Source organism: Paenibacillus sp. JT31N7 (assembly GCF_059692095.1).
This window is the reverse complement of the sequence record NZ_JCAUAT010000007.1, coordinates 190,793-215,651: the sequence shown is the minus strand read 5'-3', so window position 1 is coordinate 215,651 and position 24,859 is coordinate 190,793. Positions and strand designations below refer to the sequence as shown.

Here is a 24,859-nt window from a genome sequence, read left to right as displayed (position 1 = left end):
GAAAGGAAAAATGGATTTAGCAGGCTTTTCTGTTCGTCTCATCCTTGTCCGTCCATTAATGAGATGGATGATGCCAACAAGGTGTGCCAATGGAACGACCGGGAGTTGCTTGGCCAGTGGCGTGAACAGTGAACCGCGTGTTCGAGCGTAACGACCGCCCGGAACGAATCGAACACCGGGCGCTGATCGAGCAAGGATACGCAAGCGGCATGGACTACATGAACTGCTACACAAGAGTAGAGATCGGGGGATGGCAACGTCCATATCGTATACTAGGGGTCGCCAACAAAACGCGGATTTCGTACGCTAAGGAGGCCAATACGTTGTTTACATGTCCTTGATGCCACTTTATGCAAAATAAAAATATGATATTGGCATGAAACTTTTTCCAATATATGTTGTCTAATATTATGTAATTAAATACAAATATGGGTTGGTGTGGTTAATGAACGTAAAAAGAATGTTGTTAGCAGGAGTTTCAATGGTTTTGATGGCATCTCTATCACCTATATCAGCATTTGCTAGTTCTCCAGTTGCAAATGAGTTTTCAAAATCTCAATTCACAAATTTAAAGCAGGATGCTTTATTGGCAGCACAAAAGTATGTGAATGTTGTAAGCCAGAATGGGTTTAATTCATGGGAAACAGCAAAAATCACCTATGAATATCCTCTGTATGATTTTGAAGATGATGTCACGGCTTTCTTGTTTGACATTAATAACGCGACAGGGGATGCCGGTTATTTAGTGGTGACTGCCGATGATTCGCCAGTAGTAGTTGAATCTGCCCGCGAAGGGAATAGCCCCTATTTAAAAGCTGAGAAAAATGAGAAAGCCTTGTATGTTGGTCCTACACAGTATTACATTAAAAAGAACAATGATGACTACTATGATATCCGTGAAAAAAAATCGATAAGCAAGAAAAGTCTTAAATCCAAAGGCTCATTAAACGGTTTAAAAAAAGCACCAGAAACTGAACAAGAATCAAACATTGTTGACTTATCATCATCTGAAGCAATTGTTGTTAATAATGTTGTAAGTTATTCCAAAAAAACTATTTCTTCAGTGCCTGACTTTTCTTGGAGAAAAGGTTGTAGTCCTACAAGCTTTTCAAATATCATTTGGTACTATAGATATTCACAAGGCTACACAAATCTGCTACAGAGCACAACAACATCCGATACTTTAATAGATGTACTAGCAAGCTCAACATATATGAACACAGATTCAAAAGGAGGATCAGACTGGGACACTCGTGTTACTGGCATGAAAAAGTTTTGGTCTGACCGCGGCTATACTGTATCGGTCACAAGAAATTCAGCTAACTTCTCAGATCATAAAACAGAAATCAATGCGAATCGTCCTGATATCATAAATGTTGTTGGAGATGCAACATATTCTAACCACGATATGACAGGAGTTGGCTTTGAGGAATACCAACAACCATCGGAAAATTTGAAATGGTACAGATATGTAATTGTACATGATACATGGGATTCAACTCCTAAAGACGTTTACATCTATCTGCCACAGCTGTCCTGGAATGAAACAGTAAAAGTACAGCCTTAATTAAATAAAGGAGAGGGGCTTTAAGCCCTTCTCCTTTACTTATCACCCAGTAAGCCAGGTATTTTTTCTTTGCCTAAGGCTACTATATAGTTGTCTAAATTAACAACTATTTTTGTATCCTTTGCCTTATAATAAGTCTTATTGATTTTTAAATAACCGGTGCTGGTATATTCTAGACCATTTTCTAACCTCAATGAAAAGTTTTGCCCAACAGAATCGGGAATTTCTATGCGTTCAAACTTGATGGATTTGATCTCCCCTAGAACTTTTTCAAGTGTTACTTTATCCGAAATGGTTAATTCGTTACCGTCCCCGAATATAACTTTAATCTCCTTAGACATCTTAATTGACTCCGAAATGTTTGCGTTTAATGATTTTCCTTCACATCCTAATACTGGTATTAATAAAAACAACAACATGGATGGTATTATTAAGGTTTTCATTGAAATCCCTCCTTAATATATAGACGCATTTAAATACTTTTTTGTTACAAACTGGATAAATATTTTTCAGTAAATAGGGGGCGGGAAAAGCCGGCGGTGGCCAGGCTAACCTTTCATTTTATGTGAACTACTTCTTTCTTTTCTCGCTGCCTACGGGGCTACGCCCACCACTTCTCCGCAAAAATTGTTGATAAACAAAGCCTCTCCATACTCACTATCCGCAGATCAAATAACTCGGTTGCCGTGCTTCGCACACCTTAAATACGTTTCGATAGACTGGTATTACTACGGACCTAACATACCACCTGCTTCAAATCCAAGAACATCAACTTGGACAGGTGCTCATCAATTTAGACAACACTGGGGGTGGTTGCGAAGGAGGAAAAAAGTTTATAAAATGAAGAAATATAAAATTCAAGATGCTTATTATAATTTTTCCCAGGTGTATAGTGATTTGTGGAAAGGTGAGATAGTACAATCAACCAATGATGGTAGTTGGGATTGGGCATTGGACTTAAAAAATGAAATTAAAAACAGAATTCCATATGGCGGGTATTTTATTACACTGCAAGTAAAACAAAGAGGTTAATTCAAGGAGGGTAAAGATGAAAACCAAAAATGTAAAGAAGACAACATTAATTATATCGGCAGGCTTAGTTATTTCCCTCGGAACATTATTCAGTTATCAAACCTACGCGGATTCTTCTCCGAGTATAACAAAACTTTCCGAGAAAAAGGATCAATTTGCAAAAGAAAAAGAGAAGCTTGAAAAAATGCCTGGTAACACGGAAGAGGAAATCAAGAAAAAAGTAGAACAAGGTAAAAAGGTTAAGTCACTGGGAATTGAAACGGGAAAACTTGAAGCTGAGGTCATTCCTCCGGATCCCAAAGCCGATCTTGAATATAATCTTCGGAGTATGAAGGGCGTCTTGGCGGAGGCAGCCAGTTTTACCACAGATGAGAGTGATCCGTTACAAGTTGAAAAACTTCAGAGTACTAAAGTTTTTGAATAAAACGCATTCCAAGAAAGACCGTCCGGTTGTTATCATAGATAATAACCGGATGGTCTTTTTTAACCAGAATTATGATTCGAACAAACTCTTGAGTTGATTATAAAGCTGTTCTGAAGAGAGTGTGTATACGTTCCCGATGTAGCTATCTGTAAAGCCGAACTTCAGTTGATCGCCTTCATATAAATTTGCTGAATATCTAAAACCCGTTCTCTTTTCCTGGTTAGGATCGGGGGTAATCTCTATAAAGCGGGCTTCGTCGATCCATTTTCGGACGATTTCTTTCTCGTTAAAAGTTCTTAGCGCACCGGTGGCACCGTTTCGGATATCGATCCGATCGATTTTATCCCAATCGACTTGGTAAAAATTAGCTAACGGTTTTGGGGCCGGTTCGGCTTCGGGGCGGTTTTGGCATCCTGCCAGTAATACAGTCAGCAGTAGAAATATAACGATTTTCTTCATGGAGGTAACCCTCCTTTCTCCGGTTTATCCCATTTTTAAATTGGCCAGCAACTTTGATTAAGGGTCTATACAAAAGTGATCGGGAGCTTAGAGTATACTTTCCTATATAGTATAATAAATTTCAAAAAAATTGTATCTATAGAAATGAAAGGGATTAATAAATTGACGAAAGGAGGCGTATTTTAGATGGATACTAAAGAGTTTATTTTTGCTGTTATACTGCAGGCAATAGTTTTTTTACTATTGTTTGTTCTAGTAAGGAAAGTTATTAAAGATGAGAAGTACAAGCAGAGAATAAAATGGATATTGTCCATACTATTTATTGTAGGGCTACTCTCAACCTCCTCAGTTTTATTTATAGCAAATTCTTAACGCGGGTTTATTAAATTACAGCGAAATGTAACAATTAATTTGGGTTATAATTATAAATGGGTTTTTATGAAAAAAATTTGCTGACCTTTTCACCCTCATGGCACTCATTCTAATCGTTGTAATTCCCTCCCCCCTGAAAAAGCAAAACCAGCCGGACAATCTGGCTGGTTTTTTCATTGCTCGAATGGTGCCTCTATGCCTAGGAAGGCTGCATCAGCCCGTTCATAAAAGCGCTGAACTTCTTCAGCATCTCCGGACCGGGCAGCTCGCCGCTGAAATCTTCGACGCCCAGCCAGCCCGTGTAGGCGACCGCCCGCAGATCCGCGATGACCTGCCGCCAGTCGGCCATCCCCCGGTTCATGGGGCGGGCGGCGGAAACCCAGCGGGTCATGCCGTTCTCATCGGCGCCCGGCGCCCAGCCCCCGTTCTTGACATGCACGTGGGCGAGGTAAGGGCCGAGAATTTCCATCCCCATCCGGTAATTCTCGAACCCTTCATAGACCATGTTGCCGGGGTCGTACAGCACGCCGATATGCTCGGGCCGCAGTCCTTCCACGAGGCGGTAGGCGGCGGAGGCGCTCGGTGCGAGCGTCACGTGGTGCGTTTCGACGAGCCCTTTCACGCCGTACTCCCGGCACAAGGCTTCCGCCTCGCGCAGATAGGCCCGCTGCAGTCCGAACAGCTCGCGGAAATTCCGCGTCCGGTCATAGCGGTGCACGCCGAGCCGGATGAAGGAAGCTCCGAGCCGCCGGGCGGCGTCGAGCGCGCGCTCCGTGCCTTCCAGATCGCCGGCGTCGAGGTAAGGCGTCACGCTGAGGGAGCGAAGCCCGTGACGCGCGGCCGCGTCACGGAAGCGGCTCAGCTCGGCATCGTCCCAGTCCGGCGAAATGGAGCAGAGATTGTTGCGCCAAAAGGACGGCGCTTCACCGGCCATCTCGGGCGGAATTTCCTTGTACCGCCACTCGATGCCGGAGATTCCGGCCTCTTTTGCGGCGGAGGCAAGCTGTTCGGGGGACAGCTCGGGTGTAGCGACAGTAAACACGGACAATTTCATTCGGTAGGACACCTCCGGTCGGATAGTTGGTTATGAGTAAATCGCCACACTGTGTGCAGCTTACAGCGCTCTATGCGGCATCGCATGACTGTGGTCACGGAGTTTAGGGCTGAGGGTTGCCAAGTCCAGTTAAACTCTGAATGCCTCAGACATTACCCCGGGAATCGGACAGTGAGTGCTAGGATCCATCGTCAAGAGGAAAACAGCCAGATTATCGGCTAAGATCCCCAAGTATGTGTGAAGTGAGAAAGGATGTGGAGTGCACCGATAACCAAGATGTGAGCTTAGAAGCAAGCGCCATTAAAGAGTGCATAATAGCTCACTGGCCAAGTGACTCTGCGCCGAAAAAGTAACGTACGTAAAAGGCGGAAAACGTGCCGCTATTCGACCCTGACCGCATTCCGCTGGGCAAACAGGCAGAGCTCGGCCGCTTTGAAAATATGCTCCTGGGTCATCGCATGCTCCGTGCGGTTCAGGCAGTCGAGAATCAGCTCCCCGAAGAACGGATAGCCGACTTTGCCGCTCAGCTCAAGCCGGCGTTCGCCTTCGCCGTTCACGAGGTACAGGTTGTCGCCCTGCGTGCTTCGGGCGATATCGACGTATTTCCTCAGCTCGATGTACCCGTCCGTGCCGAGGAGAACGGTTCGCCCGTCTCCCCAGGTGGACAGCCCGTCCGGCGTCAGCCAATCGACGCGGAAATACTGGGTCGCCCCATTGTCTCCGAGCAGGGTCGCGTCGCCGAAATCCTCCAGCTCCGGATACTCCCGGTTGTTGTAGTTGGCGACCTTGCTGTGCAGCACCTGTGCATCCTGGCAGCCGGCAAAGAACAGAAACTGTTCGATCTGGTGGCTGCCGATATCGCACAGGATGCCGCCGTACTTGGCCCGCTCGAAGAACCAGCGGGGACGCGAAGCGGCGTTAAGCCGGTGCGGGCCGAGGCCGAGCACCTGCACGACGCGCCCGATCGCCCCGTCGCGGACGAGCTGTCCCGCGAAGACGGCGCTTTCGACATGAAGCCGCTCGCTGAAATAGACCACGTATTTGCGGCCGGTCTCGGCTGCGGTTTTTTTGGCCGATTGAAGCTGGTCCGGCGCGGTAAACGGCGTTTTGTCCGTAAAGTAGTCCTTGCCGCTGCGCATCACTTTCTCGCCAAGCGGCCCCCGGTCGCATGGAACGGCGGCGGACGCTACCAGCCGGACTTCCCCGTCCTGTAAAATTTCTTCCAGCGACGAGGCGGCGCGGACACCTGGGTAAGCGGCCAGGAAAGCTTTTACTTTCAAGGGATCGGGATCGTAGACCCATTTCAGTTCGCCCCCGGCTTCCCGCAGGCCGTTGCACATGCCGTAGATGTGGCCGTGCTCCAATCCCGCAGCCGCGAAAATAAACTCGCCTTTCGCGACGACCGGCGCCGGTTTGCCTTCCGGCGCGTAGTTCATGCCGTCATTTTTGCTCAAAAGAGATGCTCCTTTCAGATGATGGTAGGATCATACCCGTTACGAAAAGGTTTCATATGAGATGTTGTACGGCGATGTATCCGGCTGCTGCAGCCAGTGAGAACCCTTCTCGAATGAGGGGAACACCGAGACCGCGGCTCTTGTGGCAACCTTCACGACGAATGAATTGACGCTAGCCGATCCCCTGTGACCGGCCGTTACGAAGAAAGCTGCTCGCGGACCGTTTTCTTGTATTTTTCCGGCGTGAGTCCGACCTGCTGCTTGAACAAGCGGCTGAAATGAGCGAGATGCTTGAAGCCGACCTGCAGGCACACATCGGTAACGGAGTGGCCGGGATTGTGCAGGAACAACGTTTTGGCCTCGTTGATTCTGCGGCGGTACACGAACTGAAAGATAGTCAGTCCCGTGATTTCCTTGAATATTTTAGATAAATAAAATTTACTGAAGTTCAGGTGCTCCTGAAGATGCTCCAGGTGCAGATCGTCCGCGAAGCGCTCTTCGAGAAAGCTGACGATGCGCTGGACGTGTTTTTCTTTCTCGGAAGAAAATTCGCGCCCCGCGCGCAGCGTCCGCTGACACTGCTCGTGAACGAAATACAGCAGGTCCAGGAATGCGAGGTGGAGGCGGTTGTAGGCGGTCAAGCCGTCCGTCTTGCGATGGACGCTCATTTCATGCAGGATGCGCTCCGCTTCTTCCTTTTCGGGACCGCGAAGAGTGAGGCGGCAGTTTTTCAACTCCTGAAAAGGCTGGAGAACATTGACCGCATGAGGCAGCTCCAGATACGGTTTAAGGGCCGCCGGCTCAAAATGCACGGTCGTCCGGATATAAGGGACGGCAGTGTCGACCTTGGGGCAGTGGAGCGTCATGCCGTTCATGAGGATGAGATCCCCGGGCTGGAGCATATAAATGTTGCCGCCGATCAGATAGTTGCAGCTTCCGCCGTGGAAGTAATAAATTTCGTAATACGCATGGGAATGAAAAACGGAATCGACCTTCCCCTCGTTACGATAGCTCAGGCCGAGCGTAACTTCGCGGTCGTGCAGGTTCATGAACATGCGGGAGAGCACCACGCTTTATCGGGATGTAAGGGCCGCCGGCAAGCGGCCTTTCTATCTTTAGTGTAGCATGGAAGCGCTTCCTGTTTCTATTTGAAGAGAATGTGTGTCCAGAGTGTCGTACGTCTTGCGGCACACTGTGTGACTAGGGAGCGCTGTCATTTGTGACGGCGGTCCGTCACAGGGCAGGGACAGGTGTCCGCAACCGCGCTGAACATCGCGGCATGCTCGTTAAGACTCCCGCAACCGAAGGCGAGCTCCTTATGCCCGGACTTCATAGATGATACTGTGCTTCATCGTCCCCCCGCCCGTCAGTAAGAACCCGTCGTATCGAGCGTCTTCTCCTCCGCGTTTTTCACGGCTCCGGAAGCCTGTATTTTCTGCCGGAGCAGCTCATAGAAGCGGTCCTCGTCCAGCGGCAGCTCCGCCCATTCGTCTGTCCAGGCGGACAGCAGCATGGCGTTCGAGAGCGTGAGCCCCTTGAGGCCCTCTTCGCCCGGAGCGATCAGGGGAGTGCCGTGAAGAATCCCGTTCACCCAATCCTGGGTGATGAGGGAATGCTGACCGCGTTCTCCTCCGACGGGAATGTCGATTTTCCACACCTCCGGCTCCCCGAAGCCGCCCGTGTAGGTGCGGTTGAACTCCGTCTCGGACTGCCGCAGCCGGTAGAAGGTCAGCTTGTCGTTTTCGATGACCATTCTGCCCAGGTCACCCGCCACTTCAAGCCGGTTCGTTCCCGGTGTTTCGCAGGCGGACGTGATAAATACGCCTGTCGCGCCGTTCTCGTACTCCGCGTAGGCGGTCACTTCGTTCTCGACCTCGATGTCCCGGTGCTTGCCGAAAGCGCAGAAGGCACGCAGCCGCGTGGGCATCATGCCGGTCACCCACTGCCACAGGTCGAGCTGATGAGGCGACTGGTTGATGAGCACGCCGCCGCCTTCTCCCGCCCACGTGGCGCGCCATCCGCCGGAATCGTAGTAGCTCTGGGACCGGTACCAGAGGGTGATGATCCAGTTGATCCGGCGAATCTCCCCGAGCTCGCCTTGCCGGATCAGCTCCCGGAGCTTTTTGTACAGCGGCTGCGTGCGCTGGTTGTACATGATGCCGAACACTTTGCCGGATGCGGCGGCAGCTTCGTTCATTTCGCGGACCTGCTTCGTGTAAACGCCCGCCGGTTTCTCCGTCAGCACGTGCAGGCCGTGCCGGAAAGCCGCAACGGCTTCCGCCGGGTGGCCGTAATGCGGTGTGCAGATGATCACGCCGTCGATCGTGCCGGAGGCGTACATTTCTTCGATCCCGGTGAAGCGCTCCACGCCGTTTCCGAATTCCCGGGCCGCCCACTCCAGCCGCTCGGTACGAGCGTCGCACACCGCTGCAAGCACTGCGCCTTTTACTTTGTTCTCAATCAAATATTTCGCGTGCGCCGAACCCATGTTACCTAATCCGATGATTCCGATGCGGACATGTTCCATCTGTAAAACCATCCTCTCCGGCATAGATCAAGGCCGTTTTGTACTAGTGTAGCACGGCTGTGCGGGGGAACGTTTTACTGCGCTTTGCCAGTTGGCGGAAGGATTTAACTTTGGTTGTTCAGTTGAAAAAATTTCACAATCTTGAAAAAGTAAACCACAAACCTAAATTTCTTGCATTGTTGAAAGCGCTCCAAACGATGATAATAAACTTACATTTCGAACTTAATGGGGGTTAGGAAAATGGGCAGAAAAACAGCTCGCATCTCCGCCGCGGCTCTGGTCGGTGTCTTGGCGGTCGGCTTGGCGGCTTGCGGAAGAGCCGGTGAATCCGCGGGTACGGCGAACACGCAGGATACGAACACGGGATCCAAGGGAGGGGACAAGAAAGTCACCATTACGTTCCAGAACATTTACCCCGATCCGACGACGCCTACGTACAAAATGCTTCATAAAATCGTGGAGCAGTATGAGAAGGAAAACCCCAATATTCATATCGAGCTTGATTCCATGAACACCGACCAGCAGAAAATGAAGCTGAAAACCCAGGCCGCTTCCAAAGAGATCCCGGACATCACGATCGTCAACCCGGCCGCCCAGATGAAGCCTTTCGTCGATGCCGGGCTGCTCGCCCCGCTGAACGACATGCTGGATAAGAACGGCCTGAAAGGGACTTACCAGGACGGGTTGCTCGATTACTACAGCTTTAACAACAACGTGTACGCGCTGCCGGACGGCAACAACATTCAGGTCGTTTACTACAACAAGGACTTGTTCGCGCAGGCAGGCATCAAAGATACGCCGAAGACGTTCGAGGAACTGCTTGAAGACGTGAAGCTGCTGAAATCGAAAGGCATTACGCCGATCGCCATCGGGGAGAAAGATTCCTGGACGGGTTCGTTCCTGTTTATGAATATGCTGCTTCGCACAAACGGCGGTCCGGGCTTCCTCCAGGACGTGCTCGACAAGAAGAAGACGTTCAACGACCCGGCGTTCACGGAGGCCGTTTCGAAGTTCCAGGAGCTGGTACAGGCCGGCGCGTTTAACGAGGGTGCGACGTCCGTCGATTACAACGCGGGCGGCAACATTTTCAAAACAGGCAAAGCGGCCATGCACATCATAGGCACATGGGAAACGGGCGCCATCGACGCTTCTTCCGTGGGCGGCAAGGTCGGCGTGTTCCAGTTCCCGACGGTAGGCGGCAAGGGCGACGTGAACCAGTACATGATCGCGCCGGGCAGCGCATTCGCCATTTCGGCCAACAGCAAGCACCTGCAGGAGACGAAGGACTTCCTGAACTACTTCACGCTGAACCTGCCGAAAGTCCAGTTCGAACTGAAGAACGCCGTAGGCATCGGACAGAAGGTAGAGGGGGATTTTAAAGCGGCGGGTTACTCCGATCTGGCGATTTCCATCCTCGATCTGTTCAAAAACGTCAAAGGCGGCGACCTCGCGTTCGACAACACGATGAACCCGGCTACCGCTCAAGTCCACCTGGGAAGTATCCAGAATCTGTTCATCCAGAAGGCCGATCCGAAACAGGTCGCGCAGGAGCATCAGAGCGCATTCGAGGCCAACAAATAAAACGGAGTGCTGCGATGGAGGGGTTCGGACCGGACCCCTTTTTCATCGACATTTTTTTCGCAAGGGCCGCAGCATCGTGAGAAAAAGCAAGCGGCCGTTTGTCTACAGGAGGCGTACTTGTGTGAATGTGTTAAAAGTACCTGCTCGTACAATCGCCGTCTTCGTGCTTCCAAGCCTGCTGCTGTACGTCTGCATGGTGTTCGTCCCCATCCTGGTCTCGTTCTACACCGGGCTGCTGGACTGGAACGGCATATCCGGCTCCAAATTCGTTGGCCTGGCCAACTTCAAGACGATGTTTTTCGACGATCCGGTCTTCTGGCCGTCTGTCCGGAGGACGCTGCTTTACGCGGTCTTTTCCATGATCGAGATTCCGATTTGCCTGTTGGTGGCGATTTTGCTGAACCGGTACGTGAAAAAAGCCAATTCGCTCGTGTCGATTTACTTTCTGCCGGTGATTTTGTCGGTCGTCATTATCGGGCAGCTCTGGAAAACCGTCTACAACCCGGCTTCGATGGGCGGGATGATCAACGGGATGCTCACCGCTTTCGGCTTGACCGAATGGACGCACAGCTGGCTGACCGAGCCGAAGATCGCGATGTTCTGCCTGTATATCGTGTCCCTGTGGCAGTATTTCGGCTATCACCTGCTCATCCAGTTCACCGGGGTGCAGAACATCCCGGCCGAGATCTACGAGGCGGCCCGCATCGACGGCGCGGAGGGCTTTACCGCCGACCGATACATCACGTTCCCGATGATCGTGCCCATTCTGAAAATTTCGCTCGTGCTCGCTTTTATCGGCTCCCTGCAGGCGTTCGATCTCGTAATGGTCATGACGGGCGGAGGGCCCGCACACTCCACGGATGTGATCTCGACGCATATGTACAACATGTCGTTCCTCTCCCAGAAATACGGGTACGGAAGCGCGATTGCCACGTTCCTGGTCATCCTGTGCCTGGCGTTTACGGTGCTGATTAATGTGGTTTTCAAACGTCTGGAAAATAAGGTAAGCTAGGAGGAGGAACACCTGTGAAATCCGTCAAAAAAGGAATCGTCTTTACGCTTTTCGCGATTCTGATCGTCACCCAGATGTATCCTCTTCTCTGGCTGCTTACGTATTCCCTGAAGACCAACGAAGAGATTCTCGGCAGCAGCTTTTTCTCCCTGCCCGCATCCCCGAGATGGGGCAACTACAAAGAAGCCTACGAGGCGGGGCATTACTTGCAGTATTTGTTCAACAGCGTGTTCGTCACGGTTGTGACGATGGTCTGCGTCATACTGCTGAGCTCCATGGCGGCTTACGCCATCTCGCGGTTCCGCTGGAAGCTGGCCCCCGCTGTCATGCTTGTTTTCCTGATCGGGCTCATGATTCCGCTGCAGGCTACGCTGCTGCCCCTGATGATTATTTTCAAAAACATGAGCATACTCAACACGCACTTGTCCCTGATTCTGCCTTACATCGCGTTCCAGACGCCGGTTGCCGTCTTTATCCTGAGCGGTTTTATGAAATCCGTCCCGCACGAAATCGAAGAGTCCGCTTATATGGACGGGGCGAGTGTGTACCGCATTTTCCGGAGCATTATCCTCCCGATTTCCGTTCCGCCTGTCATGACGGTCTGCATCCTGACATTCATCAACATTTGGAACGAATATATCCTGGCGGCGACCTTCATTTCATCGGAGAAGTTGAAGACGCTTCCGTTCGGTGTGTACACCTTTGTGAGCCAGTATTCCGTCAATTACGGCAACATCGGGGCTTTTCTCGTCATGGGGGCAGTGCCGGTCATTCTCCTTTATTTCATTCTTGCGGAAAAAATCACGAAGGGCATGGTTGCCGGGGCGGTAAAAGGGTAGGCGCTGTGCTGACGGCATGGGGAACCGGGCGAAACAACGAAAGGGGATGAATCCTTGAGACGCGGCTTCCAATCCATCCATCACCGGTTGTTTTTTCTGTTCCTGTTCTGCATGTCCGGCATCCTGATTATCATCTCCCTGCTGTTCTACAGCCGCACGACGGAGCAATTCCAGACGAAGATCAGCGACCTTTCCCGGAAAAACGTCTCGCAGACCGTCGATCTCTTCGACCTGCTGCTCAAAGGCTACGACAGCTTGTCCAAAACGATCGGCAACAATTTCGATCTCGTCCGTCTGTTGACGGAATCGCCGCAAGAGCCCGCGCTCGATTATATTAACACTCGCTCCGTCACTAACATGATCGGGGCGATTTTCTACTCCCGGGAAGATTTGATCGGCATTCACGTCATCATGGACAAAGGAAAGATCTACAACTACGGCAATTACATGAACGTGGTCGATCCCGAGTACCGCAGTACCGACTGGTACCGGGACGTCCGTCAATCTTCGGGCAAAATGGTCTGGCTGGGCGTATTTCCGCACTCCCTGATCGACCAGAACGAGAAGCGGACCGTGTTTGCCTTCGGCCGCCAGATTTACGATCTCAACGAGCATAAGCCGATCGGGATCGTGCTTTACGAAGCGAATCCGCAGGCGATTTTGTCCGCTTTGAATAACTTGAAGCTCAGCGAACACAGCGAGGTGTACCTCGTCTCGGACAAGGGACGTTTCGTGTCTTCCACCGCTTCGGCCGAAGCGCTGCCTTCCCTCCAAGATATCCAGCTGCCGGACGATTCCCAGGAAATGATCGTCGATCAGAAAAACGGGCGGCTGGCGGTAGCTTCCAGGCTGCCTTTTGCCGACTGGCTGGTGGTCAGCCTTACACCCTACAAAGACCTGAACGTCGAGCTCGTGCAGATGCAGCGTTATATTATCCTGATCGGAACGATTCTCGTTCTCGTCTCGGCTTTTATCGCTTCCATTGTATCGAAGCGGATTTCGATGCCGCTCATCCGGCTGATCCGGCAAATGAAGCAGGTGGAGCAGGGCAACTTCAAAGGGATCGTGAATGTGACGTCCTACCGGGAGATCAACATTCTGGTCGGATCGTTCAATCATATGGTGAACCGGATCGAGGAGCTGATCGAACGCGTGAAGATTTCATCGGTCAGCGAAAAGAACGCGGAGCTTCACGCGCTCCAGTCCCAGGTGAATCCCCACTTCCTGTACAATACGCTGGATATGATCTATTGGATGCTGGACGAGAAAGGCAACGACAAGCTGGGCGAAGTCGTGCTTTCGCTTTCCCACATGTTCCGCTACAGCAGCCAGTGGGAAGAAGGGGCGGAGGTTACGCTGCGGGAAGAATTCCGGCAGATTCACCACTATCTGACCATTATTCTCCTCCGGCTCGAAGGCCGCCTGGAGGTGGAGCTGAAAACGGATGAACGGTACATGGACATCCGTATCCCGAAGATGACGCTCCAGCCTATCATCGAGAATGCCGTGAAGCACGGTCTGGAGCCGCTTAACCGGCCGGGGATGCTCACCATCTCGACCTTCGCGGACGGCCGGGATCTGGCGATCCGAATCGAGGACAACGGAGTCGGCATCGAAGAGGAGGAGCTGCGCAGGCTGCGCGAGTCGCTGTACGGCGAATGCGCCGCCTGCGGTGCCGACGCAGGCTCGGGCAGCGGTGCTAGGGCTGCCTTCGGAGCATCCGCCACCTCAGGTGCCGATGCGTCCGCCTACGGAACTGCCGCTGCCGTTGGTGTTTCCTCCGGCACGGCGAAGGCTTCGGCACATGCCGGCACTCCGGCTCTTTCGCCCGATGCGGGTTTTCCTTCCCGGCCGGTTGTAGGCCGCCGTGAGGAAGATGCGTCGTCCCAGGGCGGCATCGGCCTGCAGAACCTGCACCGGCGCGTGCAGCACATGTACGGCGAAGCATACGGCGTCACCGTCAAAAGTTCAGCGGGCGAGGGAACGACCGTCATCGTGCGGGTCCCGCTTCCGAAGGAGGAGAGAGACGTATGAACATTCTCGTTGCGGACGATGAAAGTGTTATCCGGGAAGGTGTGAAGCGCACGATCGAGAACGCCTATCCCGGCTACGGCGTTCATCTGGCGGCTTCTACCGAGGAAGCGGTCAAGATCCTCGGCGAACGGCACGTGGACATCGTGCTCACCGATATTATTATGCCGGGCATGACCGGTCTCGAATTTATGCGCATTTCGAAGCGGAAGCATCCGGCCATCAAGTGGGTCGTCATTTCGGCCCACTCCGAATTCGCTTATGCGCAGGAGGCTGTCCGGCTTGGCGCCCGCGACTATCTGCTGAAACCGATCGGCAAGCCCAAGCTGATCGAGCTGATCGAGAGCCTGACCGGCGAGATCAGGCGCGAGAACCTCCAAAGCAAAGAAAGTGTGAGGCTGAAGTCGAGCCTGAAATATTTGCGCGAAGCGGTTTTTCTCCGGCTGGCGGCGGGATTGGATACCGGCAACCTCGATATTCAGTCGTTCGTGGAGGACTTCCCGGACTATTACCTCGTGTTCGTCCAGATGGATGCCGGGAACAAGAGCGTTCATCTGGAGCATTTTATCGTGGAAAATGTCCTCTCCGAGATGATCGAGACGCATGGACAGGGTTTCGTCGTCAGTTACGACCGCCAGAGCCTGCTCGGACTCGTAGCGCTGAGCGATGGAATCCGGATCGACACCCTGCTGGATGTGCTGAAAAGTCATCTCAAGCACTACCTGAAGGTACCGTTCCAGATTTTGAACTCGGGGCTTCATCATGATTTTAAAAGCGTACCGCAAATCGTCACCCGGCTGAGGCAGGCCTCCGCTGCGGTCGAGTATGACAGCATTAAAGTGAGCGGAGACAAATCCATCGAGGTGGCGCTTCAATATATCAAGGCGCATTATTCCGAGGACTTGTCCCTGGAGAAGATGGCTTCCGTCGTCTTCCTGAACCCGGTCTATTTTAGCCAGCTGTTCAAGCAGAAGACCGGCCAGGGCTACAAGGAGTATGTAACGGGCCTGCGGCTGGATCAAGCCAAGCAGCTCTTGTGCAACCCGCAGCTGAAACTGGCTGAAATCGCCGAGCGGGTGGGCTACCAGGATGTGCGGCATTTTACGCAGGTGTTCCGCAAAAAATTCATGCAGACGCCTACAGAATACCGGCAGGAGCATAATGTGACGGTAGTATGAGCGGGGATTGGCTGGCTGAACGCAACTCCGGACTTTACACGATCTAACGGGTTCCCTTCTTCAAGAGGGAGCCTTTTTATGTAGGTAGCTTTTTTAACAAGATTAGTATTAACCAAATGGTGGGCCATATGTTAATATGAGCATATTATTTGAGACTTGATGAAGTTTATCAGGATGCTGCCGTTTTGGCAGGGGAGCGAGGAAAAGGGAGCATGTCGGTAAGAATTGAGTACGGGCTAGCGGCGAAGACATTCCTTCACGATGGAGCCTACCGGATCGGTAGAGTTCTTGCTTACAGCGAGCTGTCCATCGTCTATGCGGCACGGGAAACCGGAACAGGCGCCGCGTGCGTCGTAAAAGAATTTTTTCCTAAAAGTTTGGCTTTGCGGGATGTGGATGGGAGGTCCGTACTATGCCGGACTCCTTCTTTAAGAAGCAAATACGAGACATTGAAGTCCGTCTTCTGGAATGAAGCGGTGATTCTGGAACAATTGCGGCACCCGAACGTTGTGGGACTTATTGGACGAGTGGAGGAGAACGGGACGGCCTATATCGTTCTCGAACGGTGCCGCGGAATGTCGTTGGAGCGTTTCATCCGTAAAAAGCTTTTACGCTCGAAAAGCCGATTTTATGCAACAATGGTGCCCAGTCTCCTTGATGCTCTTGAGTATATTCATGAGCAGGGCGTGCTGCACCGTGACATCAAACCTTCCAATATTATCGTCGGCCCGGACGGTCAGGCTAAGCTGCTTGATTTCGGATCGGCCGTTCACTCGCTGAGTGAGGACAAGCCTATTTTTACATCGGCGGGATATTCTCCTTTAGAATTTTATTCGGCCGCATCCCGCCAAGGTCCTTTCTCCGACCTGTACAGCACGGGTGCAACCCTGTATTACTGCCTGTGCGGAGAAGCGCCGGTTGAGGCTAGCCGGAGATTGTTCCATGACCCGGTTGAACAAGTTTTACGTAAGCGGGGCGGTAGAGTGACGCCTTTGCTGTCCCGCCGCATTATGAACTGCTTGTCCATGGATGCCGGACAGAGGGGAAGCTTGCGGCGTTTGAGAACCGCGATAAAAACGGAATCGCTTTTGTGGAAAGCGGTAGAGGGCTTACGTGCAAACTTTCGCCCCGGGAGAAAGTCCTCACCGGGAAATGCGGCCTCCTCCAGTAAGAAGAAAGATCTGGTTAAGTCAGATGTTTAGTTCTTCTTAACACCCGCCTCGCTTCATCAATGAAAGCCGATCCTCATGACTCGCAGCTTGCTCCCGAATTTCGAGAAGCGCAACCCGTCCGTTTAGATCCGGGCGGTTTGCGCTTCTTGGGTTTGCGGCTGATAACTGGCCTTCACGGCTTTATAACGAAGTTCGATCTCCGTAACTCCGTCTTCGAAAGTGATGTAAAGCTTATCCCCGTATTCCAGCTTTTCTTTCTGCTTCTTGCCTAGCGGAGATGAGCCTTTCTGTACCGAACAGCGTGTGCTGTGACGGAACCGGAGGCTGCCGTCCTTACGTGCCTCGAAGAAGATGCGGTCAGCCTCGGGCAGCGATTCGCTCACATTCAGGCTGCGGAACAGCTCCTGTAGACTGATGCTCCGCGTATCGAAAGAAGTCAGCGGCCAATATTTTACCGGGATGTCATTGCCGCTGGCGGTCTGCAGAAAATAACCTTCCAGGCGTCCCGTGAATTTAGGTTTCGGACGAAGCGTGAAGTAAAGAATCGCGCCTAAAGCTGCGGCGGCCGCTACTCCGAGCAGGACTTTCGTAATAAGCGTCCATATCGAAACGACTGTTACGGCCAAGGCTGCCATTGCGCTCGCGCCCTCTTCATCGGTTGCCGTAACCCGCAGTTCACTATCGCCGGTGCCCAGAGGGTTTAGGAGCAGGAAGCCGTCTTGGAGTTTGGCTTCCACGGATTTCCGGCCGTCATCAGCGGAGATGGAATACGTAAGTTTATCCCCGTTCGTGTCATGGAAGTATTCCCCGAGGTCAATTTTCTGTTCGCCGTCCTCCCTGCTGATTTTGATCGTTCCGTGTTTCGCTTCGGGCGGGGTATTGAGCACTTTCAGCTCGGCCGGCGTGGTTTCCCGGTAAAAATCAGGGGCGGTCATAACGATTTTCCACGAATAAGTACCTGCCGCCGGGAAAATATGTGCAAGCTCGAAGCCGTTTCCCGCCTGCTTAAACGGAAAGCGCTCCTCTGTTTTCTTTTGCGGATTTGTCACGACTAGTTCCGTTTTGATGGAGTCGTATAGGTCCGAATCCCCAAGAGGTTTACCGTCGGCATGATACAAGCGCGCTGTGAAGGGAGAGGCGACTCCCTTCTGCGCTTCCTCAGGTATTTCAACCCCTGCTTGGAGCTTATAGCCCGCGAGAAGATTTACCTTCACAAGATCGCCCGGCTTCCCCCGGAACATGACCCTCATATTGCCCTTCTGGGGCTCGATCACTTTCAAAAGCGTGTAATTGTCCGACTTGTAAAGCCGCACATTTTTGGAGGTGGAATAGACCTGTGCCTCTGTTAAAGGGTTCGGAGACAAGAGAATAAGATTTGCCTCGCTTATACTTGAGTTCGCAACGGGTACCGTTACCTCTTGAAGCTCGCCCGTTGCCGAGACGGCGGATACGGAAATAAGGGACGATTGCAATTGTTTGGCGAAGATGAGATTGAAAATCTCCGGCAAATCATCCGCACTGCCCGCCATGAAAGAGGTGCCCCCGGTTTCGGCGGATATGTTTTCCAGTTCCGATTTACGGGCGGATCCGTCCCTGTTTAATCCCACGGTATAAATCGGGATGCCGAGCTTTCTGGCGATGCCGATAGAGTCTTCCACGTCCCGGCCCGAAATGTCCGCGTTTCTTCCGCTCGTGTGCTTGCCGAAGTCGGTCCCCCCGTCGGACAGCAGAATAAGGAACGGCTTCCGGTCGGGATCGTAACCGTTTTCCAATAGCTCGGCCGCTTTACGCAGACCAAGCCCCATATCGGAGTATCCGCGTTTTTTGATTCCGTCCAGTGTTGATTTCCAGGCGTTGGAGCGTTCGCTCGATCCGAGGTCCGAAAGCGGAAGCGAAGAGACAATTTTATCGTTGTAGGCTACGTAGCCGACACGGGAATGGCTGGTTCCCTCGAGATCCATGAACATTTTGACCACTTCGGCTGCAATGCCGTCTTTGTCTGTTTCATTCATGGAAAAGCTCGTGTCCAGCACAAACATGGCATCAAGCTCTTGAGGAGTTTCCACTTTTGCAGCAAAAAGTAGCCCGGGATAGATCCACAGTCCTGCAACCAGAGACACGAGTAACGCGGCTCGGAGCCATTTTTTAGAGCGAATAAGCTTGCGAACGAGAGACATGACATCACCTTTTTGTAGAGATATCGGACTAATTTCCTTATAAATTACAAATAATTGTCATTTTTTCTTTTATTCCTCAAAATAGTTCATCGGCTTTGAAAAGAAAAAATGTTAGATCGTGGATAAAAAAAGTAAATTTTTATTTTTAAGCAACGTTTTTACTTATATAAAAGGTGTTCTATCCCTATATTAATAAATATTGACAAATTATAATACGCATCATTATGATTACTTCTAAAGTCACATACCGGATATTTTTACATTTTCGGAATGTGGAGTTATGTTTTTACATAAATAGTTCTTTATAACTACTTAATTAGAAGAAACTAGTTCTAAACTCACAGGAAGGAGGGGGCGGCAGGTTTACTGTTTCGCCATTAAACAAGCCTTGCTTAAGGCCTTGATCAGGTAAACTTTCCGCTGACCGCTATGGACATTATCAATCAAACGAACCGAACGATGCTTTTTGAGGAGATTAATCCTGAGAAATTAGACCTAGTGACTATCGTAGGAGATGTCAAAGCCATTGACAGCTTGAGCGATGACAAAATCAAGGAAATCAACAGGCATTTGCTTGTACGTAATTTCGACGAGTTTCTCGACAAATTTTCTCCCACGGTCTACTCCTTCTACAATGCGGCTAATCAGAAAGTGATGTACACGTTAAAGAAGCCGGAAGGATTGGCGGACGACGCCATCTCTGAAATCAGGATCGACCAGAACAATGATTTTCTTAAAATGCTCTTCACCCTGATCGACACCAAACGCAGCCAGGGTATCCCCAATGTGGATTTTAAGTTCGAGAATTTGCTCGACATGATTTCCCCAAAAAAAGTGATGGACGATATCCGCCAGGTCCGGAAAGAAATCCATTATTTATACGGACAGTACGAAAAGCTGGACGAAGGTGATCCGAAGAAATTCGATCTGGGTGACAAGCTCAACGGGATGTTCGAAGATGCGAGCAAGAACTACAACAACGTCATGGCGATGCTTCCGCTTGCTATCGAGGATATCAAAACCCGGCTTCTTCTCGGCAGTGCGCAGGAAGAGAACAAATCGGAGGCCTTCCAGATCGGTATGCTGACGATCGGCAATAACGGCGAGCTCAAAATCATCGAGGCGCCGAAGAGCGGAAGCACGGAACTTATGCTGCTCGACGATAACAGCTCCAACGAGCTCGTTTCGGTGTTCGAGGAAGATTACGAATCGATCACGGAAACGCCGTCGGGTTATGTGAAGGATCTGGTTGTCCGCACGTTCTGCCCGCTTCCCGCTGTGCAGAGCACCGTGGATGTGGAGACGGAAGTGCAGAACTACAACACCTATCTGGAATTCTACAAAAACGCGAAGGACGACTTCGTCAAAACGGTAAAGCCTCTCGTCGAGAAGATACTGGGCGTCAAAATGTTTTTCGAACAGTACGCCACGAAGAACAAAGGCATGCAGCCTACTTTGCTCGTGACGAACAGCAAGCTGGACATGACGGTGAAGAGCAGCAATATTCCGCGTCTGGAGACCTACCTCAACACAGTCAACTCCAAGAACGATTTCAGCGATACGATCTGGTTTGGCATCGTGCCTTCCGTTGAACTCGAAACGGCCGGCAAAGTCAAAGTCAGCCGGGAGCGTTTCAAGGGCAATGAGAAGGTTATGAAGCCTGACGGGAATACGATGGAATCGCTGTCCATGCTGCTCCAGGTGCTTAAGGAGTATAAAGTGCAGCTTTTCTTCAGCTTCGAATCGGGTGAAGACACCACCTTCAACAGCATGGCGACAGCGGGAATCGATAAGTATATCGACAAATGCGGCGTGCTTGTCCGCAAAGAGTACAGCGAGTTTGCTGTCCCGTGCGTTCCGAACTTTACCATTATCCCGAAAGACAAGTCGGGTGTGGTGATCGACAGCCGTATGCTGCATACCGAAGACGGAGCGCGTCTGTCCCAGGAGAAGGAAGACATTCTGAAACTGTGGATCGAAGGCGTTTATATCGGCGCGAGTTACGTGGCGGCCGGCCTGGTTTCCGCCTACCAATGCCCGGAATATTTGCGGGAACAGTTTAAGAGCGTCAGCAGAGACTATCCGGGCGTGCGCTTCGATATTGAGGCGGGCGATCACAGCCTGCGGGCCGTGTCCACGATGGCCAAGGAAATATCCGGCTTCACCAACAACATCAAGGATGCCATTAACCGCAAAAATTTCGGATTCATTTTCTCTTCGGAGAATGCCCAGCTTCAGGACCGGGATATCAAACGAATTACCGTGTATAAGGCCCGCAGTCTTGCGATGGCGGAAGACGGATTCGATTCCATTTATAAAACACTGGTCAGTACTTACATAGAACGGATTCTCCGTTTCCAGACCGGTGATTTCAAGCATGAGAACATTGTTAAATTTTTCAGCAACAATCCAAGCAGCCAGAAAAGCAAATGGCTCGGTACCCGGGGATTCGTAAACTCGATCATTCAGGACGGAGACGATATGAGCTACATCATCGACGACAAGAGCAACCTGTGCCATATCGATCTTGTATTTAACGGCAACGTGAAGAACCTGGAAGTGACGATCACGAAGGGTACGTCGCCGGTCAAAGTATGATCGGCGCACTAAAGCGTATGTTAAAGGCATGGTTTCCCATACCTGCCTTTATACATAAATCCCGTAAGCAATCCTTGCTGCCGGGAACCTTATCAACCAAATTCAAGGAGGTAATACAAATGGGTTTCAGACTTAAAGTAGAAGGCGCAGAAACATTCGAATTGGGCATGGATAACATTCAAACGGTGACTTACGATACCGACACGCCAAACGATTCCAACGCAAGATCGACCGATGTAGGGGCAACGCTCCGAATCTCGGGCAAAATTATTACGGCTACGGACGGCGACAGCGCGGATGACACGCTGAAGCTGGGTCTGTGGTCGCTGGTTCCGGCCGAGAAAGCGGACTGCTACAGAAAAGTGACGCTTGAAGTCATTGCGGCTGACCAAGTTGTCCGTAAGATTTATTTCCCGAATGCTTTCGTAGTGGACTACACCGAGAATTTCGGAGACACCGAAGGTGTTGGAAGTTTCAGCCTGTTTATTAAGCAGAAGAAGGACAAAACCGAATTCGCGAAAGTCGAAGGCGGCTACTCCGTATAAATTCCGGCCGTTCATCGGAACAGAATTTAAGAGGCGTTGCGCCTCTTGAATTCTGTTCCGGAATTTTCCGGCCATCTATGCATCGGAAAGCGATCCTGATTAGCGAATAAACCTACCTCTACACCGCGGTCGTTTATTTTCGGAAGACCTTGGCAGAGGTTTATCTCATATGTGCAGGGACGAGGGCAGAATGGATTATTACCAGGTGCTTGGCGTGGCAAGGAACGCTCCTCAAGCGGAGATCAAGAAGGCGTACAGGCTGCTGGCCAAGAAGTACCATCCGGATCTTAATCCAGGCAATCCGGATGCGGAGCGCAAGTTCAAGCAGATCTATGAAGCGTACCAGACGCTGGAGGATGGAGCGTCGCGAAACGCTTACGATCATAAACTCGACGGACAGGATCGGCGAGGGAACGGCGGCAAGGGCTCGCATGAAAAAGCGGCTAGCAGCCGTGCCGGAGCGCAGCAGGCTGAATTTGATCCAAACGACGTAAGAAAGAATTTTGAGCGCTTTTTCGGTTTTGCCGGCAAAGCCGGAGGCGGGGAAGCCAAACCATCTCAGAAAAATCCGATGGATACGACAGACCTCTTTAACCGGTTCTTCAATGCGAAGAAGAAGTAGTCTGCTTCGGTAACAACGCGTAAGCAAAGTCGGCTTGCGGGATGCCCCTCTGGTGAAGAAGCTGGCGGGTGCCAATGAAGCAGTATGTTCCACTTCTACGGTGTATGGGATGTGTCGGAGACATCTTGCCGTCAGGAAGGGAACTTTTTTGCGTTCCCGATGGCGCGAATGTTGGTACGCAATAATGCGAGGGACATGGGGGAAACCGGCGTGAAAGGCAGAAAATCCGGATGGATTACTCTACTGGACGTACTCATTGCAGGGCTGGCGGCAGCCGTCTTGATTTATGTCTATTTTATCAATACCGACAATACGCTGAAAATGTTCGTCAGTCTTCTTATGGCGGTAGGGCTGTCCGTTCTGGGGTTCGTATACTACCGTATGCCGGTAGAAAGGCCGGAACGGGAGGCGATCGCGAAGCTTGTCCTGCTTAATGAGGATGGGGAAAGCGTGAAGGAGTGGTATATCCAGGGGGAAACATCCTTGCTGATCGGCAAAAGCTCCGGTCAAAACGAGGTTGATATAGATCTGGCCGATGCCGAATATGCATCGCTGATCCAAAGCGAACATGCCGTGTTAAACCGCAGCGGCAGACAGTGGTTTATTGAGGACGTCGATTCCGAAAGCGGTGTGGGCATCCAGAAAAGCGGCAGGGGTCCCCGAGAGAAACAAGAAGTCGAGGAGCCTCACAAGCTGGATGTCGGAGATATTGTATACATAGCCAATACGAGGCTTTTGGTGAAATAAGGCAAATAAGGAGCAAGCGGAGAAGAAGCTGACAGCCGATCCGACAGGACAAACGGAGGAATGAACAGGATGAGTTTGACAAGATGCGCCAATGGACACATGTTCAGCACCAGAAAACATGGCAATACGTGCCCTTACTGCAGCGTAGTGGTCGAACCGCCGGCTTCAAGAGCCGAGGAATCGAGGCCGCAGAGAGTGCAGGAAGACGATAAGACGATGCCGTTTCTGGGGGAGACGACCGGCATTGAACCGGTTGCGGGATGGCTGGTTTGCATCGAAGGGCCTCAGATGGGACAAGATTACCGCATCATGGCCGAGAAAAATTTTATTGGCCGCTCGGAAGAAATGCACATCCGGATTATCGGTGACAACGCGATTTCCAGACGGAATCACGCGGTCATTGTCTACGACCCGAAGAAGCGGAATTTTTATCTGCTGCCCGGAGATGCATCGGGATTGGCGTACCACAATAACGAGGCGGTTTATTCGCCGGTGGAATTGACCGCTTATGATCTGCTCCAGCTCGGGCGGAGCAAATTTGTTTTCATTCCGCTGTGCGGAGCCCATTTCGAGTGGAATAATACGGCCGCTGCGGGGATCGGCTAATGCCGACGGGATCAGAGGGAACACCGTATCTGATTGTCGGGGCTGCCATTCTCCTCATTTTGCTGATGCTATATGTACGGAGCCGGCTGAATAAGCGGAAGCCTGAAGTGCCCGCGGTACGGATAGGGAACGGACAGACCATCGGAGCCAGGAACGAGCAGGACGATTATTTCGCGAGCACCACAACGGCCATTGGAACTTTGGCCGTACTGGCGGATGGAATCAGCGGACTGGCGAACGGCAGAATGTGCAGTACACTTGCGGTGTCCACGTTCCTGAAGAAATTCTTGAATGTGGAGGATGTACGGCATATCCCTTATTTTTTAAGCGAAACGGCTCGCAGGGTGAATTCCGAGATATTGGAACAGCTTAGAGGGGCTCAGGGCGGTACGACTCTTGTGGCGGGAATCATCAACGGGGATAGCCTGTATTGGGGCGCAGTCGGTGACAGCGTGATTCTGATTTTCCGGCAAGGGGAGTTTCTTCCCGTTAATCCTAAACATACGTATGAGAACGTGCTGGAGCAGAAATATTTGTCGGGTGAAATTACAAAGGATGAAATGGCCGCCAATCCCAAGAGAAGACAGTTGGTTAACTACCTCGGGTATGAGCAGTTTCAGAACATGGAAATCAGTGAGACGCCGTTCCGGCTAAAGACAGGAGACAAAATCATTTTCTGCAGCGACGGGGTGTATAACACGTTAACAGAGGTTGAAATGGAGCAGATCTTGACAGGCAGCAGCTCGCCGGAGGAGTCCGCACAGGGCATGATCGATGCGATTGAAGCCAAGGGGCTTCATAAGCAGGATAATGCAACGGTCATCATTCTGGAGCAGGGCTGGTAGAGCCGGATGAAGGAAAC

The 24,859-nt window shown here is 51.3% G+C and carries 23 protein-coding genes and 1 other annotated feature; of the genes, 16 read left to right on the top strand and 7 right to left on the bottom strand.

Annotated elements, in window-relative coordinates:
- Positions 1 to 445: 445 nt before the first annotated feature.
- Positions 446 to 1,567: a C39 family peptidase gene (locus AC58P5_RS24365; protein WP_497391236.1), complete on the top strand. Its 1,122-nt coding sequence runs from the start codon at positions 446 to 448 to the stop codon at positions 1,565 to 1,567.
- Positions 1,568 to 1,602: 35 nt separating this feature from the next.
- Here the strand turns inward: AC58P5_RS24365 and AC58P5_RS24360 are convergent, their stop codons facing one another.
- The gene (locus tag AC58P5_RS24360) at positions 1,603 to 2,010 is read right to left on the bottom strand and encodes a hypothetical protein (protein ID WP_497391234.1); all 408 of its coding nucleotides are present in this window, start codon (positions 2,008 to 2,010) and stop codon (positions 1,603 to 1,605) included.
- Positions 2,011 to 2,407: 397 nt separating this feature from the next.
- Here AC58P5_RS24360 and AC58P5_RS24355 point away from each other — a divergent pair, with 397 nt between their 5' ends.
- Complete coding sequence (locus AC58P5_RS24355) at positions 2,408 to 2,599, top strand: hypothetical protein (protein ID WP_497391232.1); 192 nt, start codon at positions 2,408 to 2,410, stop codon at positions 2,597 to 2,599.
- 16 nt (positions 2,600 to 2,615) lie between these two features.
- Complete coding sequence (locus AC58P5_RS24350; protein WP_497391230.1) at positions 2,616 to 3,023, top strand: hypothetical protein; 408 nt, start codon at positions 2,616 to 2,618, stop codon at positions 3,021 to 3,023.
- Positions 3,024 to 3,092: 69 nt separating this feature from the next.
- On the opposite strand, the gene AC58P5_RS24345 is transcribed toward AC58P5_RS24350, so the two are convergent.
- Positions 3,093 to 3,482: a membrane lipoprotein lipid attachment site-containing protein gene (locus tag AC58P5_RS24345; protein ID WP_497391228.1), complete on the bottom strand. Its 390-nt coding sequence runs from the start codon at positions 3,480 to 3,482 to the stop codon at positions 3,093 to 3,095.
- Positions 3,483 to 3,668: 186 nt separating this feature from the next.
- Here AC58P5_RS24345 and AC58P5_RS24340 point away from each other — a divergent pair, with 186 nt between their 5' ends.
- Positions 3,669 to 3,854, top strand: coding sequence for a hypothetical protein (locus tag AC58P5_RS24340; RefSeq protein WP_497391226.1), 186 nt, complete (start codon positions 3,669 to 3,671; stop codon positions 3,852 to 3,854).
- 199 nt (positions 3,855 to 4,053) lie between these two features.
- Here AC58P5_RS24340 and AC58P5_RS24335 read toward each other — a convergent pair whose 3' ends face one another.
- The 4 genes from AC58P5_RS24335 to AC58P5_RS24320 all read right to left on the bottom strand — a co-directional run bounded on the left by AC58P5_RS24335 (position 4,054) and on the right by AC58P5_RS24320 (position 8,889).
- Positions 4,054 to 4,908, bottom strand: a complete 855-nt coding sequence (locus tag AC58P5_RS24335; protein WP_497391224.1) for a sugar phosphate isomerase/epimerase family protein — start codon at positions 4,906 to 4,908, stop codon at positions 4,054 to 4,056.
- Between the two features lie 54 nt (positions 4,909 to 4,962).
- Positions 4,963 to 5,301 (top strand) — a sequence feature (23S ribosomal RNA rRNA prediction is too short).
- Entirely contained in the window at positions 5,289 to 6,362 is a 1,074-nt protein-coding gene (locus tag AC58P5_RS24330; RefSeq protein ID WP_497391222.1) for a Gfo/Idh/MocA family protein, read from the bottom strand. It overlaps the preceding feature by 13 nt.
- A 197-nt stretch (positions 6,363 to 6,559) precedes the next feature.
- Positions 6,560 to 7,417: an AraC family transcriptional regulator gene (locus AC58P5_RS24325; RefSeq protein ID WP_497391220.1), complete on the bottom strand. Its 858-nt coding sequence runs from the start codon at positions 7,415 to 7,417 to the stop codon at positions 6,560 to 6,562.
- A gap of 311 nt (positions 7,418 to 7,728) precedes the next feature.
- On the bottom strand, positions 7,729 to 8,889 hold the full coding sequence (locus AC58P5_RS24320; protein WP_497391218.1) for a Gfo/Idh/MocA family protein: 1,161 nt from the start codon (positions 8,887 to 8,889) through the stop codon (positions 7,729 to 7,731).
- A 240-nt stretch (positions 8,890 to 9,129) separates the two neighbouring features.
- On the opposite strand from AC58P5_RS24320, the gene AC58P5_RS24315 reads away from it, so the two are divergent.
- The 6 genes from AC58P5_RS24315 (at position 9,130) to AC58P5_RS24290 (ending at position 16,732) form a co-directional block, all read left to right on the top strand.
- Positions 9,130 to 10,470, top strand: a complete 1,341-nt coding sequence (locus AC58P5_RS24315) for a sugar ABC transporter substrate-binding protein (RefSeq protein WP_497391216.1) — start codon at positions 9,130 to 9,132, stop codon at positions 10,468 to 10,470.
- 121 nt (positions 10,471 to 10,591) lie between these two features.
- Positions 10,592 to 11,482 carry a carbohydrate ABC transporter permease gene (locus AC58P5_RS24310; RefSeq protein ID WP_497391214.1) on the top strand — a complete coding sequence of 297 codons (891 nt, stop codon included), beginning with the start codon at positions 10,592 to 10,594 and terminating at the stop codon, positions 11,480 to 11,482.
- Between the two features lie 14 nt (positions 11,483 to 11,496).
- Positions 11,497 to 12,321, top strand: a complete 825-nt coding sequence (locus AC58P5_RS24305; RefSeq protein ID WP_497391212.1) for a carbohydrate ABC transporter permease — start codon at positions 11,497 to 11,499, stop codon at positions 12,319 to 12,321.
- A 54-nt stretch (positions 12,322 to 12,375) separates the two neighbouring features.
- Positions 12,376 to 14,355 (top strand): sensor histidine kinase, encoded by a 1,980-nt coding sequence (locus AC58P5_RS24300; RefSeq protein WP_497391210.1) that lies wholly within the window; start codon positions 12,376 to 12,378, stop codon positions 14,353 to 14,355.
- Entirely contained in the window at positions 14,352 to 15,530 is a 1,179-nt protein-coding gene (locus tag AC58P5_RS24295; protein WP_497391208.1) for a response regulator transcription factor, read from the top strand. The genes AC58P5_RS24300 and AC58P5_RS24295 overlap by 4 nt, the downstream gene beginning before the upstream one ends.
- A gap of 212 nt (positions 15,531 to 15,742) precedes the next feature.
- Positions 15,743 to 16,732 (top strand): serine/threonine protein kinase, encoded by a 990-nt coding sequence (locus AC58P5_RS24290; protein WP_497391206.1) that lies wholly within the window; start codon positions 15,743 to 15,745, stop codon positions 16,730 to 16,732.
- Between the two features lie 92 nt (positions 16,733 to 16,824).
- Here the strand turns inward: AC58P5_RS24290 and AC58P5_RS24285 are convergent, their stop codons facing one another.
- Positions 16,825 to 18,741, bottom strand: a complete 1,917-nt coding sequence (locus AC58P5_RS24285; RefSeq protein WP_497391204.1) for a vWA domain-containing protein — start codon at positions 18,739 to 18,741, stop codon at positions 16,825 to 16,827.
- A 567-nt stretch (positions 18,742 to 19,308) separates the two neighbouring features.
- On the opposite strand from AC58P5_RS24285, the gene AC58P5_RS24280 reads away from it, so the two are divergent.
- From AC58P5_RS24280 to AC58P5_RS24255, 6 genes are all read left to right on the top strand, one after another.
- Positions 19,309 to 21,477 carry a transcriptional regulator gene (locus tag AC58P5_RS24280; RefSeq protein ID WP_218230876.1) on the top strand — a complete coding sequence of 723 codons (2,169 nt, stop codon included), beginning with the start codon at positions 19,309 to 19,311 and terminating at the stop codon, positions 21,475 to 21,477.
- Positions 21,478 to 21,596: 119 nt separating this feature from the next.
- Positions 21,597 to 22,022: a hypothetical protein gene (locus AC58P5_RS24275; RefSeq protein ID WP_009675650.1), complete on the top strand. Its 426-nt coding sequence runs from the start codon at positions 21,597 to 21,599 to the stop codon at positions 22,020 to 22,022.
- A gap of 190 nt (positions 22,023 to 22,212) precedes the next feature.
- The gene (locus tag AC58P5_RS24270; RefSeq protein ID WP_497391201.1) at positions 22,213 to 22,644 is read left to right on the top strand and encodes a DnaJ domain-containing protein; all 432 of its coding nucleotides are present in this window, start codon (positions 22,213 to 22,215) and stop codon (positions 22,642 to 22,644) included.
- 168 nt (positions 22,645 to 22,812) lie between these two features.
- A complete protein-coding gene (locus AC58P5_RS24265; RefSeq protein WP_497391199.1) occupies positions 22,813 to 23,391 on the top strand; it encodes an FHA domain-containing protein in 579 nt (192 codons plus the stop codon).
- Between the two features lie 69 nt (positions 23,392 to 23,460).
- Positions 23,461 to 23,997 (top strand): FHA domain-containing protein, encoded by a 537-nt coding sequence (locus AC58P5_RS24260; RefSeq protein WP_497391197.1) that lies wholly within the window; start codon positions 23,461 to 23,463, stop codon positions 23,995 to 23,997.
- Positions 23,997 to 24,842: a PP2C family protein-serine/threonine phosphatase gene (locus AC58P5_RS24255; RefSeq protein WP_497391195.1), complete on the top strand. Its 846-nt coding sequence runs from the start codon at positions 23,997 to 23,999 to the stop codon at positions 24,840 to 24,842. The genes AC58P5_RS24260 and AC58P5_RS24255 overlap by 1 nt, the downstream gene beginning before the upstream one ends.
- Positions 24,843 to 24,859 lie beyond the last annotated feature (17 nt).

Bases quoted from the DNA above. Each gene is read 5' to 3' on its own strand.
- AC58P5_RS24365 (WP_497391236.1), top strand. From the start codon at position 446: ATGAACGTAAAAAGAATGTTGTTAGCAGGAGTTTCAATGGTTTTGATG.
- AC58P5_RS24360 (WP_497391234.1), bottom strand. From the start codon at position 2,010: ATGAAAACCTTAATAATACCATCCATGTTGTTGTTTTTATTAATACCA.
- AC58P5_RS24355 (WP_497391232.1), top strand. From the start codon at position 2,408: ATGAAGAAATATAAAATTCAAGATGCTTATTATAATTTTTCCCAGGTG.
- AC58P5_RS24350 (WP_497391230.1), top strand. From the start codon at position 2,616: ATGAAAACCAAAAATGTAAAGAAGACAACATTAATTATATCGGCAGGC.
- AC58P5_RS24345 (WP_497391228.1), bottom strand. From the start codon at position 3,482: ATGAAGAAAATCGTTATATTTCTACTGCTGACTGTATTACTGGCAGGA.
- AC58P5_RS24340 (WP_497391226.1), top strand. From the start codon at position 3,669: ATGGATACTAAAGAGTTTATTTTTGCTGTTATACTGCAGGCAATAGTT.
- AC58P5_RS24335 (WP_497391224.1), bottom strand. From the start codon at position 4,908: ATGAAATTGTCCGTGTTTACTGTCGCTACACCCGAGCTGTCCCCCGAA.
- AC58P5_RS24325 (WP_497391220.1), bottom strand. From the start codon at position 7,417: ATGTTCATGAACCTGCACGACCGCGAAGTTACGCTCGGCCTGAGCTAT.
- AC58P5_RS24320 (WP_497391218.1), bottom strand. From the start codon at position 8,889: ATGGAACATGTCCGCATCGGAATCATCGGATTAGGTAACATGGGTTCG.
- AC58P5_RS24315 (WP_497391216.1), top strand. From the start codon at position 9,130: ATGGGCAGAAAAACAGCTCGCATCTCCGCCGCGGCTCTGGTCGGTGTC.
- AC58P5_RS24295 (WP_497391208.1), top strand. From the start codon at position 14,352: ATGAACATTCTCGTTGCGGACGATGAAAGTGTTATCCGGGAAGGTGTG.
- AC58P5_RS24290 (WP_497391206.1), top strand. From the start codon at position 15,743: ATGTCGGTAAGAATTGAGTACGGGCTAGCGGCGAAGACATTCCTTCAC.
- AC58P5_RS24285 (WP_497391204.1), bottom strand. From the start codon at position 18,741: ATGTTTGTGCTGGACACGAGCTTTTCCATGAATGAAACAGACAAAGAC.
- AC58P5_RS24280 (WP_218230876.1), top strand. From the start codon at position 19,309: ATGGACATTATCAATCAAACGAACCGAACGATGCTTTTTGAGGAGATT.
- AC58P5_RS24275 (WP_009675650.1), top strand. From the start codon at position 21,597: ATGGGTTTCAGACTTAAAGTAGAAGGCGCAGAAACATTCGAATTGGGC.
- AC58P5_RS24270 (WP_497391201.1), top strand. From the start codon at position 22,213: ATGGATTATTACCAGGTGCTTGGCGTGGCAAGGAACGCTCCTCAAGCG.
- AC58P5_RS24265 (WP_497391199.1), top strand. From the start codon at position 22,813: ATGTTGGTACGCAATAATGCGAGGGACATGGGGGAAACCGGCGTGAAA.
- AC58P5_RS24260 (WP_497391197.1), top strand. From the start codon at position 23,461: ATGAGTTTGACAAGATGCGCCAATGGACACATGTTCAGCACCAGAAAA.
- AC58P5_RS24255 (WP_497391195.1), top strand. From the start codon at position 23,997: ATGCCGACGGGATCAGAGGGAACACCGTATCTGATTGTCGGGGCTGCC.